Here is a 16875-nt window from a genome sequence, read left to right as displayed (position 1 = left end):
CAGGATGCCCGAGCGAGGGGAGCTCCGTCCCCTGAGGCGCGATCCGCACCGGGATCGGCCGGAGACGCCCGCCCCGGGGCGGCGCGGACCGTCAGTTCTGGCAGTGCGGGCACCAGTAGGTGACCCGCAGCTGCAGCTCGCTGTCGCCGAGCTCGCCCTGCCTGATCGGCGTGCCGCAGCGCCGGCACGGCCGGCGGTCGCGCCCGTACACCCAGAGCTGCTGACCCGGGCGGAGGTTGCCGGTCGTGGTGCGCTCGATGCGCTCGCGGTTGACCGTGATCAGCCTCTTCGCCAGGTGCTGCGGGCGTGCTGGGCCGCAGCACGTTCGGTGCGGCCTCGAGCTGAAATCCCGACCGTTCCCCTGTCTCTCGCCCGTCCCTGCCGACCGCGAAGGCGGAGTCTCACCCTCGGGTTCGGCAGGGCGGGTGTTCGTCGACAGCCTCGGAAATGGAAAACTGTGAGGATCGGTGGACGGAAGTCCACGTCCGCTGTCCTCAGTGACGAGTGATGGAGCCGCTACGGCCTGGTGACCGTCCGCGCCAGCTCGCTGTAGCTCCACTTGAGGACAGGCGAGTCGGCTTGCGATCGTTGGGTTGATTCCGCCGGCGCCGGCAGGGGAGTCGGCCCGGACTTCTCGGTGCTCTCGCCGCTGAGACGATAGGGATTCGTTTTACCGGGATTGGTGAGTGCGTAGGTCACCCATCGCGGACACTTCTCGATGCCATTGTTGTCACAATAGGCGGTCACCATGCCCAATTTGCCATTGACCGGCCAGCCATGATAGCTGGTATAGGTCGTCGGATCGAAAAGCGCGTGAACGAGCATCTGTTCTCTCAGGGTGCAGTTTCACTGGTCCTTGCAATCGTATTTGCCGACGTACGTCCGAAGATCGAAGTTGCCATTCGATTGTTTTTTGTTATTCGTGGAGCCAAGGAGCACCTTCTGGGCTGCACGGGAGGTCAATGCGTGCTTGTGCCACGCCTTATCCATCCCGAATCCTCGCTGAATGTCCGCGTCCCAGAAGCCGCGACGCAAGAGAATCTTGCCCAACCGAGGATTTTCAACTGTCGCCATCACCTGGTCGGTCTGGTATCCCTTCGGGGGCTGGGCTGCTTCTGCCGGTGCTGCTGCACCGACGAGCAGGCCGAGGGTGGTGAGTACGACGCCGATGCCCCGTAAGATCGTCTGTTTCATTGTGCTCCTCATGCTAGTATTGAGCAAAGCTCATTGCCAGGAGGTATGTTGCACGAAACAGACTTGGCTCAGAGGATTTTGACGTTGTTCTTCGACTTCGTGGCGCGGGACATCGGGCCGGATGACCGAACCCCCGAAATTCTTGCTGCGTGGGTGGATGGGGCAGCGCACCTCGCCGTCATCTATCGGAGTAGCTTCGACCCTGATCTCGTCCTCGGTCTACGCCGATTCTTCGACGCCGACTTGGGAATCGATGCCCGTTCAGGAGCGGCCGAGATTCAGGAGAGCATCTCAGAGCCTCTCGGCGACGGAATTAACTTCGTCCGAGCTGACGCAGAAGGAGTGCTGTGGTCGGGGGATCTCGACGATGACCTTCCCCATGCTCCTTCTCGGCAGTGAAAAAAGCGCGACAAGCACCTGCTTCTCTGTCGGTCCTGTCGGGGTCGGTCAGTTCTGGCAGTGCGGGCACCAGTAGGTGACCCGCAGCTGCAGCTCGCTGTCGCCGAGCTCGCCCTGCCTGATCGGCGTGCCGCAGCGCCGGCACGGTCTGCGGTCGCGCCCGTACACCCAGAGCTGCTGACCCGGGCGGAGGTTGCCGGTCGTGGTGCGCTCGATGCGCTCGCGGTTGACCGTGATCAGCTTCTTCGCCAGGGCGATCATCCGCACGAGGTCGCCGGATTCGCCGACCGGGCGGGTCGGCAGCACACCGCGGAGGAAGCAGAGCTCGGCACGGTAGACGTTGCCGAGGCCGGCCATGATCCGCTGGTCGAGCAGCGCCAGCCCGATCGGCCGATCGGGGTCGGCCGAGAGGCGGCGCAGCGCCTCGTCCGGATCCCAGTCCGGCCCGAGCAGGTCGGGACCGAGGTAGCCCACGACGTCCTCCTCGGCCGACAGGGGGACGATCTCGAGGAGCCCCAGCTCGAAGCCGACGGCCTGCCACTGCGCGGTCTCGAGCACGATCCGCGCCTGGAACGCGGGGCGGTGCCACTTCGGCCGCGGGCCACCGAGCGGGTAGAGGTGCCAGCTGCCCTCCATCTTGAGGTGCGAGTGGATCAGCGCCTCGCCCACGCGCATCAGCAGGTGCTTGCCGCGCGGGACCACGGAGTCGATCGTTTCGCCGGAGAGGTCGACGGTCGCGTACTTCGGCACGCGGACGTCGCAGGTCGTCAGAACCTGGCCGTCGAGCGCCTCGGCCAGGTTGTGCGCCGATCGGTAGACGGTGTCACCCTCGGGCACGGGTGCTCCTCCCGGCGCTCACGCGCGCATCCGGAGACCGCGCGGGTTCGCGACGAAGCCGGCCGCGACGAGGGCGTCGCCCAATGCGGTGCCGAGGGAGAACTCGCCGTCCACCTTCTCGACGGTGAGCTTCTCGACTCCGCGGGAGCGCACGAGCTGCGCGAACGCGCCGGCCGCGTCGGCGAGCGCGGTCTCGTCGCTCGTGAAGGTGAGCGCCGTCTTGCCGCCGCGCTCGAGGTAGACGGCGAGCTCGCCGTCGACGATCGCGACGAGCGCGCCGGCCTTGCGTCCGGGCCGGTGCCCCTCGCCCTGCGGCCACGGCAGGGCCGCGCCGAACGGGTTCGCGGGGTCGGTCGCCGCGAGGGCCAGCACCGGCCGGGGCCGGTCGCGTGCGTCGTCCTGCGGCACGAAGGTGCGCAGCCGGTCGACGCTGCCCGCGGTGCCGAACTGGGCGGCTCCGAGCTTCTCGATGAAGTAGCCCCGGCGGGCGCGGCCCTGCTGCTCGAAGCCGCTGAGCACCTTGTAGGCGAGCGCGAAGCCGCCGAGCACGCCCTCCGCCTGCACGGAGCCGCGCGTGACGATGCCGTACCGCTCGAGCAGCACCTCGCCGAGCGCGTGACCGCGGATGGTGGGATCGGACTCGGCGAGCGGCACGATCGACCAGCGGCCGCCCGCGGTCGGCGGGCCGACCCGGGTCTGCATGGTCGGTCGGGTCATCATGCGGCCGCGGGGCGCGCGGGCCCGGGCCGGTGCGCGCGGCTGGCGGTGCGCTCCTCCGCTGGTGCCGACGAGGGTGCGCAGCGGAGCGAACGTGTCGTTGGTGAGCAGCCCGGCCCAGACGAGCTCCCAGAGCGCGTCGACCAGGGCGGAGTCGTCGGTCGAGCCGACCGCGTCGGACAGCTGACGGAAGAAGTAGCCGCCGCCGGAGCCGAGGACCCCGACGATCTCCTGCTGCAGCTCGCCGAGCGGCAGCGTCTCGCCGGGCACGGGCAGGGTGAGCCCGGCCGTCTCGGCGAGGTGCAGGCTCACCCAGCCGTCGTTGCCGGGCAGCGTGCCGGCGCCGGCCCAGAGCACCTCGCCGGTGGCGGTGAGCTCGTCGAGCAGGGCGGGGGAGTAGTCGCGGACGCGGGAGGGCAGGATCAGCGTCTCCCAGGCCGAAGCGGGGATCGGCGCTCCGGCGAGCTGGTCGATGACGGAGGCGACGCCGTCGATGCCGCGGAGCGACCCGCCGACGTGCTGCCAGGCCGGCAGGAACCGCCCGTAGGTCGCGCCGTCGACCGGCTCGACCTCCTTGCGGAGCGCGGCGAGCGAGCGGCTCCGGAGTCGGCGGAGCACCTCGGCGTCGCACCACTCGCTGCCCGTGCCGTTCGGCCGGAACTCGCCCTCGGTGACCCGCCGCTCGCCCGAGAGGCGGCGGAGCGTGTCGGTGACGACCGCGACGCCGAGGCCGAGCCTCGTCGCGACGGCGGCGGCGGTGAAGGGGCCGTGGGTGCGCGCGTAACGGGCGACGAGGTCGCCGAGCGGATCGCGCACCGGGTCGATGAACGCGACCGGAACGCCGATCGGCAGGGGCACGCCGAGGGCGTCGCGGAGCCTCGCCGCATCCTCCATCGCGGCGTAGCGCTGCTCGCCGCCGAGGCCGACGGGCAGGACGCGCTTCGCCTTCACGAGCTGGGCGACGACCGACTCGAGCGTCTCGCGCGCGATCGGAGGAGCGGCCGCGACGTCCGCCGACGCGACGGACTCCTCGACGAGGCGCTCGCCCAGCTCGTCCATCGTCAGCGGACCGAGCAGGCGGAGCAGGTCGGCCGCGCCCTCGAGCCCGCGCAGACGCCGCTCCGGTTCGACGCGCTGCAGCTCGCGCTCGATCTGCGCGAGGACGACCGGGTCGAGCAGCTCGCGCAGCTCGGCGCGGCCGAGCAGCTCGCCCAGGAGCGCCGCGTCGACCGACAGCGCGGCGGCCCGGCGCTCGGCGAGAGGGCTGTCGCCCTCGTACATGAACGCCGCGACGTAGCCGAAGAGCATCGACCGGGCGAACGGGCTCGCGGTCGGCGTCTCGACCTCGAGGATCCGCAGCTCGCGCCCGTCGAGCCGCGCGGCCAGGCGCAGCAGCGCGGGCAGGTCGTAGACGTCCTGGAGGCACTCGCGCACCGTCTCGAGGATGATCGGGAAGGTCGGGTAGGTGCGCGCGACGTCGAGGAGCTGCGCGGCGCGCTGACGCTGCTGCCAGAGCGGTGAGCGCTTGCCGGGGTTGTAGCGGGGCAGGAGCAGCGCCCGCGCCGCGCACTCGCGGAAGCGGGCGGCGAAGAGGGCCGACCCGCCGACCTCGCTCGTCACGAGCGACTCGAGCTCGTCGCGCTCGAACAGGAAAAGCTCGGCGCCGGGGGGTTCCGACTCGGTGTCGGGGATGCGGACGACGATGCCGTCGTCGCCGGCCATCGCCGCTCCGTCGACCCCGTGCCGCTCGCGCACGCGCGCGCCGACGGCGAGGGCCCACGGGGAGTGCACCTGCATGCCGTACGGCGAGTGGAGCACGAGCCGCCAGTCGCCCAGTTCGTCGCGGAAGCGCTCGAGCACCAGCGTGCGGTCGTCCGGGATCTGCCCGGTGGCGATCCGCTGCTCGTCGAGGAACGACAGCAGGTTGTTCGTGGCGTACTCGTCCAGGCCCGCCTCCGCGCAGCGTGCCCGCGCCGGATCGGCGGCCGACCCGCCCAGCTCGCGGGTGAACGCGCCGATCGCCTCGCCGAGCTCGGCGGGCCGGCCCTGGGAGTCGCCCTTCCAGAACGGGAGGCGGCCCGGCTCGCCGAACGCGGGCGTCACGATCACGCGGTCGTAGGTGATCTCCTGGATCCGCCAGCTCGTCGCTCCGAGTGCGAAGACGTCGCCGACGCGCGACTCGTAGACCATCTCCTCGTCGAGCTCGCCGACGCGGTTGCCGGTGGAGCCGGGCTCGCCGACCATGAAGACGCCGAAGAGCCCGCGGTCGGGGATCGTGCCGCCGCTCGTGACGGCCAGGCGCTGCGCACCGGGCCGTCCGGTCAGCGTGTTGGCGTCCCGGTCCCAGACGAGCCGGGGCCGCAGCTCCGCGAACTGGTCGGAGGGATACCGGCCGGACAGCAGATCGAGCGTCGCCTCGTAGGCGGAGCGGGGCAGCGACACGAACGGCGCGCTGCGGCGGACGGTGTCGAACCAGTCGTCGACGTCGAGCGCCTCGAGCGCCGTGGCGGCGACGGTCTGCTGCGCGAGGATGTCGAGCGGGTTCGCGGGGACCTGGATCGCCTCGATCAGCCCGGAGCGCATCCGCTCGGTGGTGACCGCGGAGTGCAGCAGGTCGGCCCGGTGCTTGGGGTAGAAGGCGCCGCGCGACACCTCGCCGACCTGGTGGCCGGCGCGCCCGACGCGCTGGAGGGCGCTGGCGACCGACGGCGGCGTCTCGACCTGCACGACGAGGTCGACCGCGCCCATGTCGATCCCGAGCTCGAGGCTCGACGTGGCGACGACGCAGCGGAGGCGGCCGGACTTCAGGTCGTCCTCGATGATCGCCCGCTGCTCCTTGCTGACGGAGCCGTGGTGCGCGCGAGCGAGCAGCGGCTCGTCGTCGGGGGCGGACTGCCCGGAGCCGCTCGTGCCGCCGGCCGCGCCCATGAGCTCGGCCGGGGCCCGGCGGGACGCCCCCGTGGCCATCGACCCGATCGCCTCGTCGACGAGGGCCCCGACGGCGACGGGCTCGGCCGTCGCGCGGGCCCGCTCGAGGTCGGCCTCGCGGCGGTCCGCGTAGATCTCGTTCAGCCGGGCGGTGAGCCGCTCGGCGAGCCGACGCGAGTTGGCGAAGACGATGGAGGAGGTGTGCGCGAGCACGCGGTCGACGATCGACTCCTCGACGTGCGGCCAGATCGATCCGCTCTGCGGGCCGGTCGCCCCCATGGTCGAGCCCTCCTGCGGAGAGGCCGCCCCGAGCTCGGACATGTCCTCGACCGGCACGACGACCGTGAGGTCCCACTGCTTCTCGGACACCGGCGCCACGATCGACACCGGCGAGCGGCCCGCCAGGAACCGGGCGACCTCCTCGCGCGGGCGCACCGTCGCCGAGAGGCCGATGCGCTGGACCGGCTTCGGCAGCAGGGCGTCGAGGCGCTCGAGCGAGACCGCGAGGTGCGCCCCGCGCTTGGTCGAGGCGACGGCGTGCACCTCGTCGACGATCACGGTCTCGACGCCGCGCAGCGACTCGCGCGCGGCGGAGGTGAGCATCAGGTAGAGCGACTCGGGCGTGGTGATGAGGATGTCGGGCGGCGTCTTCTGCAGCACGCGCCGCTCGGCGGCGGGGGTGTCCCCGGAGCGGACGCCGACCGTGACGGTCGACGGAGCGACTCCGATGCCCTCGGCGTTCAGGCGCAGCGCCGTCTGCGTGACCCCGACGAGCGGGGAGCGGAGGTTGCGTTCGACGTCGACGCCGAGCGCCTTCAGCGGTGAGACGTAGAGGACGCGGGTGCGGTGCTGCGGATCCTCCGGCGGTGGGCCCTGCACGAGGCGGTCGATCGCCCAGAGGAACGCCGACAGCGTCTTGCCCGAACCGGTCGGAGCGACCACGAGCGCGTGCGACCCCGACGAGATCGCCGACCAGGCCCCCTCCTGCGCCGCGGTGGGCGCCGGGAAGGCGCCCTGGAACCAGGCGCGGGTGGCGGGGGAGAAGCGCTCGAGAGCGCTGCCGCCGAGATCGGTGGGCATGATTCCATCCTCCCTGCCACCACCGACACTGGCCGCGGCGTCCGCCACGGGCAAACCCTTGACGCGGCGCCCGCCGTCGGCGGCTCAGCCGAACGCGCGGCGGATGAAGGCGCTCACGTCGGCGATCTCGGCCTGGCTCACTCCGTGCGCCACGCCCTCGTAGACGCGCGAGTCGAGCTCGGTGTGCGCCGGGAACCACGCGTCGCCCTCCGTCACCGCCCTCTCCGGGATGACCGTGTCCAGCGTCCCGCGACCGCGGAACACGAGCGGGCGCTCCCGCGCGAGGCGCTCATCCGCGTCGTCGCCCTCGGGCAGCGGCACGACGAACCCCGAGAGGGCGACCGCGAACGCGAAGCGGCCCGGGGCGCGCCGGAGCAGCTGCACCGCCAGCGCCGCCCCCTGGGAGAAGCCCAGGAGTCCGATCGGGCCCGGGTGGTCGAGCGCGTCCAGCCAGTCGAGGACGTCCCGCGTGGGCTGCTCGACCTGGGCCGGATCGGTGCGCGACTCCTCCGGATCCATCGGCAGCCGCAGCGGCCACCACGCGTTCGCCCGCCCGTCGAGGGCGAGCGGGGCGCGCAGCGACGCGAGCACCGGCTCCAGCGGCAGGTACGCGCCGAGCGAGAAGAGGTCGCCCTCGTGCGAGCCGTAGCCGTGCAGGAGCACCAGAAGTGGGCGGTCCACCCGGTCCTTCTCGGAGGAGGACCACAGCACGGCGTTCGGATCGATTCCCATGACTCCATCATCGCCGCCGGCCCCGCCGCGCCCGCTGCGAAACCGGACCGACATGAACGTCGGGTAAGAATGGCTCCATGAGCGTGCGTACCCCTGACCCCAACTCCGGGTGGCTGTCCGACGACGAACTCGCCGAGATCCGCCGTCGGCTCCCGCTGCTGTACGTCGAGGCGGTGCCCGTGCGCGTCGACGGGCTCGGCCAGGTCACGGAGGTGGGCGTGCTGCTGCGCGCGACGGCGTCGGGCCAGATCACGCGCACGATCGTGTCGGGTCGGGTGATGTACGGAGAGACGCTGCGCGACGCCCTCTTCCGGCACCTCGAGAAGGACCTCGGCCCCATGGCGTTCCCGCTGCTGCCGGCCAGCCCGCTGCCCTTCCACGTCGCCGAGTACTTCCCCATGCCCGGCATGGGCCCCTTCACGGACGAGCGCCAGCACGCCGTGTCCCTCGCCTACGTCGTCCCCGTGACCGGCACCTGCGACCCCCGCCAGGACGCCCTCGAGCTCACCTGGATGACCCCCGACGAGGCCTGCTCCGACGCCGTCTCCGCCGAGATGGAGGGCGGACGCGGCGCCCTGGTCCGTGCAGCCCTGGCATCGGTCGGAAGGCTGAGCTGAACTGTGCGCCGCGGGGCGGCGCACCGCAGTGGGCTTCCAGGGGTGGTCGCGTTCCTCGGAGCGTGGTGCGTTCCGCCTAGCGCGATCCGCTGACACGCGGATCGCACGTTCGGCTCCGCGGTGTTCGTCTTGTGCGCCGCGTGGCGGCGCACCGCGGTCGGCTTCCAGGAGTGGTCGCGTTCCATGGAGCGTGGTGCGTTCCGCCTAGCGCGATCCGCTGGCACGCGGATCGCGCGTTCGGCTCCGCGGTGTTCGTTTTGTGCGCCGCGGGGCGGCGCACCGCAGTGGGCTTCCAGGGGTGGTCGCGTTCCTCGGAGCGTGGTGCGTTCCGCCTAGCGCGATCCGCTGGCACGCGGATCGCGCGTTCGGCTCCGCGGTGTTCGTCTTGTGCGCCGCGGGGCGGCGCACCGCGGTCGGCTTCCAGGAGTGGTCGCGTTCCATGGAGCGTGGCGCGTTCCGCCTAGCGCGATCCGCTGGCACGCGGATCGCGCGTTCGGCTCCGCGGTGTTCGTCTTGTGCGCCGCGTGGCGGCGCACCGCGGTCGGCTTCCAGGGGTGGTCGCGTTCCGTGGAGCGTCCTGCGTTCCGCCTAGCGCGATCCGCTGCCACGCGGATCGCGCGTTCGGCTCCGCCGTGCGCTTCGGCGCCTCCCTCCGGAGAGGAAGCGCTGCCGCGACTTCTGCCCGACGGGGGCGCGTGCCGCGGGGCGTGGTGCATCCCGCCTGAGGGGATCGCCTGGCCCGCGGACCGGGCGTCCCGCTGCGTGGCGCGGCGTGTTGCTTCGCTGGGGGGAGAGGAGCTGTCGCAACCACTGTGGAAGCAGAACCTCAGCTGAGAGCACCCGTCAGCAGCGATGGTGGCTGAGCTGACGTCCTGGCCGACGTTCTGCTCGTCCTTCGGCGTGCGGCACGGCGGTCCGCGTCGGAAGCGCACTCCGTTCGGCTCGCTCCTGCTGACCGGGTCCGTTCGTCTTCGAGAACGAGGACCGCTGGGCCGGCAGTATCGGGCCCGGAGCCGGCTCGTGACCTCGGTTGCGAACATCGACCGCGGCGAACACCGTTCCGAGCGCTACACGCCGTCGACGACTCGAGGCGCCCCGTCACCGGGACCCACCTTTCAGTCGGACCGTACCCACGCACGCCCCCCAGCAACGACGAAGGCCGGGACCCCTCCCACGGACGACTCCGCAGGAGGAACTCCCGGCCTTCTGTACGTTCAGCGCGCCCGTTTCACCCGAACGTGCCGCCGAAGCAGCACCCACGAGGCGAACCGCCGATCCGCGTGCGAGCGGATCGGCGTAGCCGTTCGCAACACGCTCTGCGAATCGCATCCACCTCAGAGAGCCGACCGCGGTGCGCCGCCCCGCGGCGCACCAAGAAGCTCAGCCCTGCGCGCGTCGTCCGCCGCGGCGGGCGCCGCCGCCGGAGCCCTCGCGGGCGGGTGCGGCCGAGGAGGCGCCGCCGGTCGCGGTGCTGTAGAACGAGCGCGAGCCGCCGGAGGTCGACGCGGGGGCCGCGGAGCGGGTGCGTCCGCCGCGGGCGCCGCCGCGAGCGGCTCCGTCGGAGCCGGCGGTGCGGTCGCGACGGGGACGGTCGGAGCCGCCTGCGGGGGCCGCCGAGCGCTCTCCGCGTCCACCGCGGGGTGCGGAGCCGGTGCCGTCGGTGCGGGCCGCGCGCTTGCGCTGCGCGTTCGCGCCCTGCGAGCGTCCGCCCTGCGACTGCCCGCGGGCGGGCTCGACGACGGCCGAGGGGGTCACGTACGCCGCGACGTTCCCGACGAGCTTCGCGACGGCGGCCGAGTCGGCCGTGACCTGCTGGGGCTGGACCTGGATGGCGGCCTTGCGCAGGAGCGTCTTCACGTCGCCGCGCTGCGTGGGCAGCACGACGGTGACGACGTCGCCCTCCGAGCCCGCGCGAGCGGTACGGCCCGAGCGGTGCAGGTACGCCTTGTGCTCCATGGGCGGGTCGACGTGGATGACGAGCTCGACGTCGTCGACGTGGACGCCGCGGGCGGCGACGTCGGTCGCGACGAGCACCTTCACGTCGCCGGCGCCGAACGCCGCGAGGTTGCGGTCGCGGGCGACCTGCGAGAGGTTGCCGTGCAGGTCGACGGCGGGGATGCCCTGGCCGGTGAGCTGCTTGGCGAGCTTCTTCGCGTGGTGCTTGGTGCGCATGAAGAGGATGCGGCGGCCGGTGCCGGACGCGAGGGTCTTCACGAGGGCGTTCTTGGAGTCGAGGCCGTCGACCTCGAACACGTGGTGGGTCATCAGCGCGACGGGCGAGTTGGCCTCGTCGACCGAGTGGAGCACCTCGTTCTGCAGGTACTTCTTGACGAGCTTGTCCACGCCGTTGTCGAGCGTCGCCGAGAACAGCAGGCGCTGACCGCCGCGCGGCGTCTTGTCGAGGATGCGCGTGACGACGGGCAGGAAGCCCAGGTCGGCCATGTGGTCGGCCTCGTCGAGCACGGTGATCTCGACGGCGTCGAGGTTGACGAAGCCCTGCTTCATCAGGTCCTCGAGGCGGCCGGGGCAGGCCACGACGATGTCGACGCCCTGCTTGAGGGCCGCGACCTGGCGCTGCTGCGAGACGCCGCCGAAGATCGTCGTGGTGACGATGCCGTAGGCGTCGGCGAGGGGCTGCATGGCCGCGGTGATCTGGGTGGCGAGCTCGCGGGTCGGCGCGAGGACGAGTCCGAGCGGGCGGCCCGGGCGACGGCGGCCGCCGGCGAGCGATCCGCCGAGGCGGGCGATCATCGGGATCGAGAAGGCGAGGGTCTTGCCCGAGCCGGTCTTGCCGCGTCCGAGGACGTCGCGGCCGTTGAGGGTGTCGGGCAGCGTGTCGACCTGGATCGGGAACGGCTCGGTGATGCCGTTCGCGGTCAGGGCCGAGACGAGGGGAGCGGGGACGCCGAGAGCGGCGAAGGTGGGGATGGACGACATGGATGGTGCCTTTCGGGGCATCATGCCGATCCGACAGCGCAGGCGTACGGCCGGGCGCGGGTGATCGGCTTTCGGGCGAAGGTGACGGTGGTCACATCCGTTCGCCGTACGAAGCTGTGCGCGCGGCCGGAGGCCTCATGCACGGTGCGCCAGATGGTCGGGACGGGGTCCTCGACGGTCAGAGTCCTCAGGGGACAAGGGGCGTTCTACGACGCGGGGGAGCGCAGACTTCGCGCTCGCACCCCACAAGCCTAGCGGACTCCGGTCGCTCGCCGCATCGGAGCCCGCCTTCCGGGCGCGTCTCAGCCCTTGTAGCGCTCGCCCACCGGCACCTCGACCCCGAGCGTGTTGCCGGCCTGCGCGAGCGGGCACGCCCATGCCGGGTCGTACGCGCAGGAGGGGTTGTAGGCGAAGTTGAAGTCGAGCACCAGGGTCGACGGGGCGCTCCCGGGACCGAGGTCCGCGCCCTTCACGGTGTCGAGCAGGTAGCGTCCGCCGCCGTACGTGCCGCCGGGGGTCCCGGCCAGCGCGTCCTTGACCGGCAGGAAGAGCCCGCCGCCGTAGGAGCCGAGCCGCCAGACGTCGAGCGTCCCGGCGCGGGGGATCGCGACGGTGCCGATCAGCTCGAACGGCACGGTCCCGTCCGTCCCGGTCTCCACGTCCATCCTCCGCGGCTCCTCGGCCGGTGCGACCTCGAGCTCGAACCGCCACGAGGCGTCGTAGGGAGCGATGGCGAGGGAGCGGAAGTGCGCGCGGTCCGCCGGCAGGAGCGGAGTGGAGGGGTGGCGCGCGAAGAGCGCGTTGCGCCCGCGGATCCACGAGGCGTGCGCCGCGAGCAGGTCCACGTTGGAGAGGCGGCGGACCTCGGCGTAGAGGGCGTGCACGTGGCGTCGCCAGTCGGCGACCTCGATCGCCGACGCGAGTCTGCGGCGGGGCGAGACCTCGTCCGACTCGTCCGACTCGTCCTCCGCAGAGGGCCACTGGAAGCGGATCAGCTCGGCGCGCGAGAGCTCGACCTCCTCCTCCGCGGTGCCGTCGGGGCTCACTGCGCCGCCTCTCCGCGGGGGCGCGCATCCGCGCCCACGTCGTGGCGCCAGGTCGGTGCCAGCGAGCGGATGCGGATGCCGCGCCACTGCCAGAACGCCCACATCGACGGCCAGAGGGCGGGCGAGGCGAGCCCGGCGCTGAACTCGAGCTTGTCGCGGAACAGCGTGCGCCCGTCCGGGAGCGGAGCGACCGCCATCCGGTGGTCCCAGGCGGTGATCAGCCGCAGAGCGCCCGAGAGCGGAGCGCCGCTGTCGCGCAGGATCCGCACGTCCGGCATCGACGGCACGCGCCGGTACGAGAGGTCGATCTCCTGCGCGCCCATCGGCACGATCCCGAGCGCGTCCATCGCGACGTCGTGCGGGCCCAGCCCCCACGTCGGCCGGAAGCCGCCCTCGTCCAGCGACGCGGCGGTCAGGAGGGGGGACATCACCTCGCGGAACACGGCCGGGCTCTGCAGAGCGCGCCAGGCGGAGTCCACGTCGGTGTCGAGCACGTGCTTCAGCATCACCTTCACGACGCCCATCCTCCTCCGCAGGGCCCTGTGCCGTCACCGGGTGCGCGGGAGCGCTCGGCCGTGTATGCGCCCGGTACCGTGTCAGGGTGAACGCCGCGTCCTCCGCCCACGACCAGTCGACCTACCAGATCCGCTTCGACTGGGGTCCGCGGGCGCTGCGCGTCCTCGCCCCCGCGCACATCACCGTCGTCGTCGACGCGCTGCCCGGCGGCCGGGAGCTGCCCCTCGACGGCGTCGAGGGCCGCGTCGTGCGGGCCGGACTCGCCGACCGCACCGCCGTCGCCCGGTGGATCCTCGAGCGCCAGCACGAGAACGGCGGCCGCACCAGCGTCAACGTGGTCGCCGCGGGCGACGTCGACGAGGACGGGGCCGCGCGCTTCACTCTCGAGGACCAGCTCGCCGCGGGCGCGCTCATCGACGCCCTCATCACGCTCGGGATCGACCACACCTCGCCCGACGCGGCGGTCGCGTCCGCCTCGTTCGCCGGGCTCCGCCGCGCCTGCTCCCACCTGCTGTCGGCGTCGCCGTCGGGTCGTGCGCTGAAGGAGTCGGGACGGGCCGACGAGGTCGCCGCCGCGGCCCGTCTCGACTCGGTCGCCGACGTCACCGTCCTGCGCTGAGGGCCCCCTCGACCGCCGGCCCCGGAGCGGCGTAGCGTTCGCACGGAGCGCTCCCGCTCGCACCGCCCCCGCGACCGAACCCGAAAGCTGGCCCGCATGAAAGCCGTCCTCCACGACGTCGTCCTCGCCGACGCCCCCGACTCCGACCTCATCTCGATCGAGGGCAACTGGTACTTCCCGCCCTCGAGCGTCGCGACCGACCTGCTCGAGCCGAGCGACACCCCCTACACCTGCCCCTGGAAGGGCGAGTGCCAGTACTTCTCGGTGAAGTCCGACGACGGTCTGCTGAAGGACCGCGCCTGGTCCTACCCGACTCCGTACCCCACCGCGTTCGACCGCGTCGGCAAGGACTTCTCGGGCTACGTCGCGTTCTGGAAGGAAGTCCGGGTCATCGACTAGCGGCCGGCCGCGCGCGCCGCGCTCCGACTGCGGTGCGCGCGGACCTTCGCCCGGTTGCCGCAGCGCTGCATCGAGCACCAGCGGCGCGTGCCCGCCCGCGACGTGTCCAGGTAGAGCATCCGGCAGTCCTCGGCGTCGCAGCGGCGGAGTCGCCCCGCGCCCGAGCCGCCCAGCAGCTCGACCCCCTCCCGCGCGATCGTCGAGAGCGCCTGGCGGGCCGCGGCGGTCGCCCGGCCGGCCCGCCGCGATCCGCCCGACAGCATCGGCGGGATGTCCGGCATCGCCGCGAAGAGGTTGAGCACGTCGACGTCCCCCGGCTCCCCGGAGCCGCCCTGCTCGGCGGCCTCCGCCAGCCGCGCGATCGCGTCCCGCAGCATCAGAGCGTCGGCCAGGTCGGCCTCGCGTCCGCCCTCGTCCAGCGCGTCGAACCGCTCGGCGAGCCAAGCCCCCAGGGCCTCGCCCGAGGGCAGCCGCTCACCGGGGGCGCCGCGCATCGCGCCGGTGAACGCGAAGTCGAGCGCGAGGCTGCCGGAGTCGAACCACCAGCGCCGGCCGTCGGCCTCCTCGAGCCACTGCCCCGTGCTGGGCGCGCGACCGCGGATCGCGCGCGGCTCGCCGGTCGCGCTCACGCCGCCGGGACCGGGCGCCGGCGCCACTGGATCGCGTTCGCCGCCTCGAAGCGCCGGGCGCAGCGTCCGCACGCCAGGGGGCGGGACGGCCGGCGGTGCCGGTAGAAGAGGTGTCCGCTCGGGCAGGTGCCCACCCACGGCGCCAGCTCGTCGGCGGTCGGGTTGCTGTGCGTGCGCGAGCCGGTGTACCCCAGGCGAGCGGCGATGCCGCGCCACGCGGCTCCGTGCCCGGCGGTCGGGCCGGCGAGCGCGTGCGCGACCTCGTGCAGGAGGGTCTGCCGCACCTCCTCGTCGCTCCAGCGGGCGGCGAGGTGACGCGAGAGGGTGATCCGCCGGTCACTCCAGTGGCAGGCGCCGCCCCGCGTGCGCGCGTGATCGAAGCCGAAGCTCCAGGAGTCGTCGAGGTGCTCGACGAGGAACTCCTCGGCCCACGCCCGGACCTGCTCCAGCTCGGCCACGCGTCCGCCGTCCGTCGGGGGAGCCGTCAGGCCTGGTCGGCGCTCTCGGCGCTCTCGGCGCCGTCGGAGTCGTCGGTCGCCGCGGCGTCCTTGGCGCCGTCGGCCCGGCGGCGCCCGCGGACGGTGCCCTCGGTCCGCTCGCGCGTCGAGCCGCCCTGGAACTCGGTCGCGGCGGCGAAGCCCACCCGTGCGATCTCGAGCTCCTCCTCCGGGACGCCCACGCGCTCGCCGAGCACGGTCGCGGCGTCGAAGTCGCGCGCGGCGCGGCCGTACTCGCCGAGCTCGAAGGACGCGAGGCCCCGGTGCTTGAGCGCGAAGGAGTGCTCGAGGTGCCACTCGTGGGTGCGCGCCTCCTCGACGCACAGCGCGAGCTCCGAGAGCGCCTCGTCGGGGCGCCCGCGCAGCTGCATGAGCCGGGCCCGGCGGACGCGCGCGGTCAGGAGCTCGGCGCGGTCGCCCGAGAAGCGGGTGCGGCGGACGGCCTCGTTGGCCAGGTCCCAGGCCTCGTCGAGCCGGCCGAGCAGGCGCAGCAGCTCGGCCTTCTCGGTGAGAGCGGCGAGGGAGCGGAGCGCGCCGATCTCCTCGAGGCGCTCCTGGGCGGCGTCGACGTCGATCTCCTCGCGGAGCGTCGCGGGATCGTGGCGGATGATGATGCTCAGAGCAGTGCTTCCTCGTGGGGTGCGGATCCGGTGCGTCGCGGGTCGTGTGCGACGAGCGGGCGGCCGCTCGGGCCGGCCCAGTTTACGGGGCGGAGCGCACGGCTCTCCTCCGGACGCGCCCATCCGACGAGGGTCAGCCGCGCCGCACCTGGAAGATGCTGCGGGCCGGCAGCGGCGAGGGCGTGGCCGTGTCGTCCGTGACGGCGGAGGCGCCCGCGACGAAGTTGTCGAGCTCTCGGCCCTGCACGAGCTTCGCGGGCGCGGGGTCGGAGGCAAGGCGCCGCGGCAGTCCGTCGACCGGCAGCGGCGCGGCGGAGGCGAGCATCACCACGTTCCCGAACCGCTTCGCCTTGAGCATCTGCGTGTCGGTCATGATCGCGGTGTGCGCGAAGACGGAGGAGAGGGTCGCCGCCTGCGCGCGGGCGAACGCGAGCGCCCCTCCGTCGGCCACGTTGACGGCGACGACGCCCCCGGGCGCGAGCAGCGGGGCGATCGCGGAGTAGAACTGCGTGCTCGTCACGTGCGCCGGGGTCCTGGCCCCCGAGAAGACGTCGACGACGACGACGTCGATGCTGCCCAGGAGTCCGGGCGGGAGCTTGCCGAGCACCTCGCGGGCGTCGCCCTGGCGGATGCGGATCTGGGCTCCCCGGGGCAGCGGCAGCGCCTCCCGCACCAGCTCGACCAGCGCGCCCTCGATCTCGACGACCTGCTGGCGCGAGCCCGGCCGGGTCGCGGCGACGTAGCGGGGGAGGGTGAGCGCCCCGGCGCCCAGGTGCAGCGCGGTGACGGCCTCGCCCTCGGGGGCGAGCAGGTCGATGGCGTGGCCGATGCGGCGCACGTACTCGAAGGACAGGTGCATCGGATCGGCCAGGTCGACGTGCGACTGCGGCGTCCCGTCGACCACGAGGGTCGCGGCGTCGGGGGAGTGCCGGTCGGGCTCGATCTGCGCGAGGTAGCCGCTGGAGAGCACCGCGCGGGGGTGCTCGGCGTCGTCGCCGCGTCGGCGTCCGGTTCGTTCCTGCATCCCCTCAGTCTGAGGGACGCGGCACCCCGACGGCGGCCTGCCCGGGACGTATACCGGACCCCGCGACACGACGCAAGGATCTGC

16 protein-coding genes are annotated in these 16875 nt (G+C 72.9%); 4 read left to right on the top strand and 12 right to left on the bottom strand.

Features of this window, described 5'->3' with window-relative positions:
* Window positions 1–516: 516 nt before the first annotated feature.
* Window positions 517–825 carry a hypothetical protein gene (locus LRG51_RS07300; RefSeq protein WP_230671904.1) on the bottom strand — a complete coding sequence of 103 codons (309 nt, stop codon included), beginning with the start codon at window positions 823–825 and terminating at the stop codon, window positions 517–519.
* 21 nt (window positions 826–846) lie between these two features.
* Window positions 847–1194 carry a hypothetical protein gene (locus LRG51_RS07295; protein WP_230671903.1) on the bottom strand — a complete coding sequence of 116 codons (348 nt, stop codon included), beginning with the start codon at window positions 1192–1194 and terminating at the stop codon, window positions 847–849.
* Window positions 1195–1278: 84 nt separating this feature from the next.
* Between LRG51_RS07295 and LRG51_RS07290 the strand changes: the two genes are divergently transcribed.
* Window positions 1279–1593, top strand: coding sequence for a hypothetical protein (locus LRG51_RS07290; RefSeq protein WP_146168423.1), 315 nt, complete (start codon window positions 1279–1281; stop codon window positions 1591–1593).
* Between the two features lie 48 nt (window positions 1594–1641).
* Here the strand turns inward: LRG51_RS07290 and LRG51_RS07285 are convergent, their stop codons facing one another.
* From LRG51_RS07285 to LRG51_RS07275, 3 genes are all read right to left on the bottom strand, one after another.
* The gene (locus LRG51_RS07285; protein WP_230671901.1) at window positions 1642–2430 is read right to left on the bottom strand and encodes a DNA-formamidopyrimidine glycosylase family protein; all 789 of its coding nucleotides are present in this window, start codon (window positions 2428–2430) and stop codon (window positions 1642–1644) included.
* Window positions 2431–2448: 18 nt separating this feature from the next.
* The gene (locus LRG51_RS07280) at window positions 2449–7155 is read right to left on the bottom strand and encodes an ATP-dependent helicase (RefSeq protein ID WP_230671899.1); all 4707 of its coding nucleotides are present in this window, start codon (window positions 7153–7155) and stop codon (window positions 2449–2451) included.
* A gap of 84 nt (window positions 7156–7239) precedes the next feature.
* Complete coding sequence (locus tag LRG51_RS07275) at window positions 7240–7887, bottom strand: alpha/beta hydrolase (RefSeq protein ID WP_230671898.1); 648 nt, start codon at window positions 7885–7887, stop codon at window positions 7240–7242.
* Window positions 7888–7964: 77 nt separating this feature from the next.
* Between LRG51_RS07275 and LRG51_RS07270 the strand changes: the two genes are divergently transcribed.
* Entirely contained in the window at window positions 7965–8504 is a 540-nt protein-coding gene (locus LRG51_RS07270) for an NUDIX hydrolase family protein (protein WP_055786971.1), read from the top strand.
* Window positions 8505–9884: 1380 nt separating this feature from the next.
* Here LRG51_RS07270 and LRG51_RS07265 read toward each other — a convergent pair.
* The 3 genes from LRG51_RS07265 to LRG51_RS07255 form a co-directional block, all read right to left on the bottom strand.
* Entirely contained in the window at window positions 9885–11441 is a 1557-nt protein-coding gene (locus LRG51_RS07265) for a DEAD/DEAH box helicase (protein ID WP_230671896.1), read from the bottom strand.
* A gap of 302 nt (window positions 11442–11743) precedes the next feature.
* Window positions 11744–12352 carry a DUF1684 domain-containing protein gene (locus LRG51_RS07260; RefSeq protein ID WP_230673103.1) on the bottom strand — a complete coding sequence of 203 codons (609 nt, stop codon included), beginning with the start codon at window positions 12350–12352 and terminating at the stop codon, window positions 11744–11746.
* Between the two features lie 131 nt (window positions 12353–12483).
* Complete coding sequence (locus LRG51_RS07255) at window positions 12484–12993, bottom strand: hypothetical protein (protein ID WP_230673102.1); 510 nt, start codon at window positions 12991–12993, stop codon at window positions 12484–12486.
* 95 nt (window positions 12994–13088) lie between these two features.
* Between LRG51_RS07255 and LRG51_RS07250 the strand changes: the two genes are divergently transcribed.
* Both LRG51_RS07250 and LRG51_RS07245 read left to right on the top strand, forming a co-directional pair.
* Window positions 13089–13622, top strand: coding sequence for a 2-phosphosulfolactate phosphatase (locus LRG51_RS07250; RefSeq protein WP_055786980.1), 534 nt, complete (start codon window positions 13089–13091; stop codon window positions 13620–13622).
* Between the two features lie 96 nt (window positions 13623–13718).
* Complete coding sequence (locus LRG51_RS07245) at window positions 13719–14021, top strand: DUF427 domain-containing protein (RefSeq protein WP_055786984.1); 303 nt, start codon at window positions 13719–13721, stop codon at window positions 14019–14021.
* Here LRG51_RS07245 and LRG51_RS07240 read toward each other — a convergent pair.
* The 4 genes from LRG51_RS07240 to LRG51_RS07225 are packed head-to-tail and all read right to left on the bottom strand — an operon-like array spanning window position 14018 to window position 16791.
* Complete coding sequence (locus tag LRG51_RS07240) at window positions 14018–14650, bottom strand: CGNR zinc finger domain-containing protein (protein ID WP_082481095.1); 633 nt, start codon at window positions 14648–14650, stop codon at window positions 14018–14020. The genes LRG51_RS07245 and LRG51_RS07240 overlap by 4 nt on opposite strands.
* Window positions 14647–15108, bottom strand: coding sequence for a SprT-like domain-containing protein (locus LRG51_RS07235; protein WP_230671894.1), 462 nt, complete (start codon window positions 15106–15108; stop codon window positions 14647–14649). Before LRG51_RS07235 ends, LRG51_RS07240 begins: the two co-directional genes overlap by 4 nt.
* Before the next feature lie 26 nt (window positions 15109–15134).
* Window positions 15135–15890 (bottom strand): tetratricopeptide repeat protein, encoded by a 756-nt coding sequence (locus tag LRG51_RS07230; RefSeq protein WP_230671892.1) that lies wholly within the window; start codon window positions 15888–15890, stop codon window positions 15135–15137.
* Window positions 15891–15900: 10 nt separating this feature from the next.
* The gene (locus LRG51_RS07225; RefSeq protein WP_230671890.1) at window positions 15901–16791 is read right to left on the bottom strand and encodes a spermidine synthase; all 891 of its coding nucleotides are present in this window, start codon (window positions 16789–16791) and stop codon (window positions 15901–15903) included.
* Window positions 16792–16875: the final 84 nt, after the last annotated feature.

Origin of the sequence: Rathayibacter sp. Leaf248, assembly GCF_920939495.1 — a bacterium.
GTDB lineage: Bacteria > Actinomycetota > Actinomycetes > Actinomycetales > Microbacteriaceae > Rathayibacter > Rathayibacter caricis.
The sequence above is the reverse complement of the archived record's forward strand: the minus strand, read 5'-3'. Positions and strand labels throughout refer to the sequence as shown.

Coding starts and splice junctions, on each gene's coding strand:
- LRG51_RS07300 (WP_230671904.1), bottom strand. CDS start 825: ATGCTCGTTCACGCGCTTTTCGATCCGACGACCTATACCAGCTATCAT.
- LRG51_RS07295 (WP_230671903.1), bottom strand. CDS start 1,194: ATGAAACAGACGATCTTACGGGGCATCGGCGTCGTACTCACCACCCTC.
- LRG51_RS07280 (WP_230671899.1), bottom strand. CDS start 7,155: ATGCCCACCGATCTCGGCGGCAGCGCTCTCGAGCGCTTCTCCCCCGCC.
- LRG51_RS07275 (WP_230671898.1), bottom strand. CDS start 7,887: ATGGGAATCGATCCGAACGCCGTGCTGTGGTCCTCCTCCGAGAAGGAC.
- LRG51_RS07270 (WP_055786971.1), top strand. CDS start 7,965: ATGAGCGTGCGTACCCCTGACCCCAACTCCGGGTGGCTGTCCGACGAC.
- LRG51_RS07265 (WP_230671896.1), bottom strand. CDS start 11,441: ATGTCGTCCATCCCCACCTTCGCCGCTCTCGGCGTCCCCGCTCCCCTC.
- LRG51_RS07255 (WP_230673102.1), bottom strand. CDS start 12,993: ATGCTGAAGCACGTGCTCGACACCGACGTGGACTCCGCCTGGCGCGCT.
- LRG51_RS07245 (WP_055786984.1), top strand. CDS start 13,719: ATGAAAGCCGTCCTCCACGACGTCGTCCTCGCCGACGCCCCCGACTCC.
- LRG51_RS07230 (WP_230671892.1), bottom strand. CDS start 15,890: ATGGGCGCGTCCGGAGGAGAGCCGTGCGCTCCGCCCCGTAAACTGGGC.
- LRG51_RS07225 (WP_230671890.1), bottom strand. CDS start 16,791: ATGCAGGAACGAACCGGACGCCGACGCGGCGACGACGCCGAGCACCCC.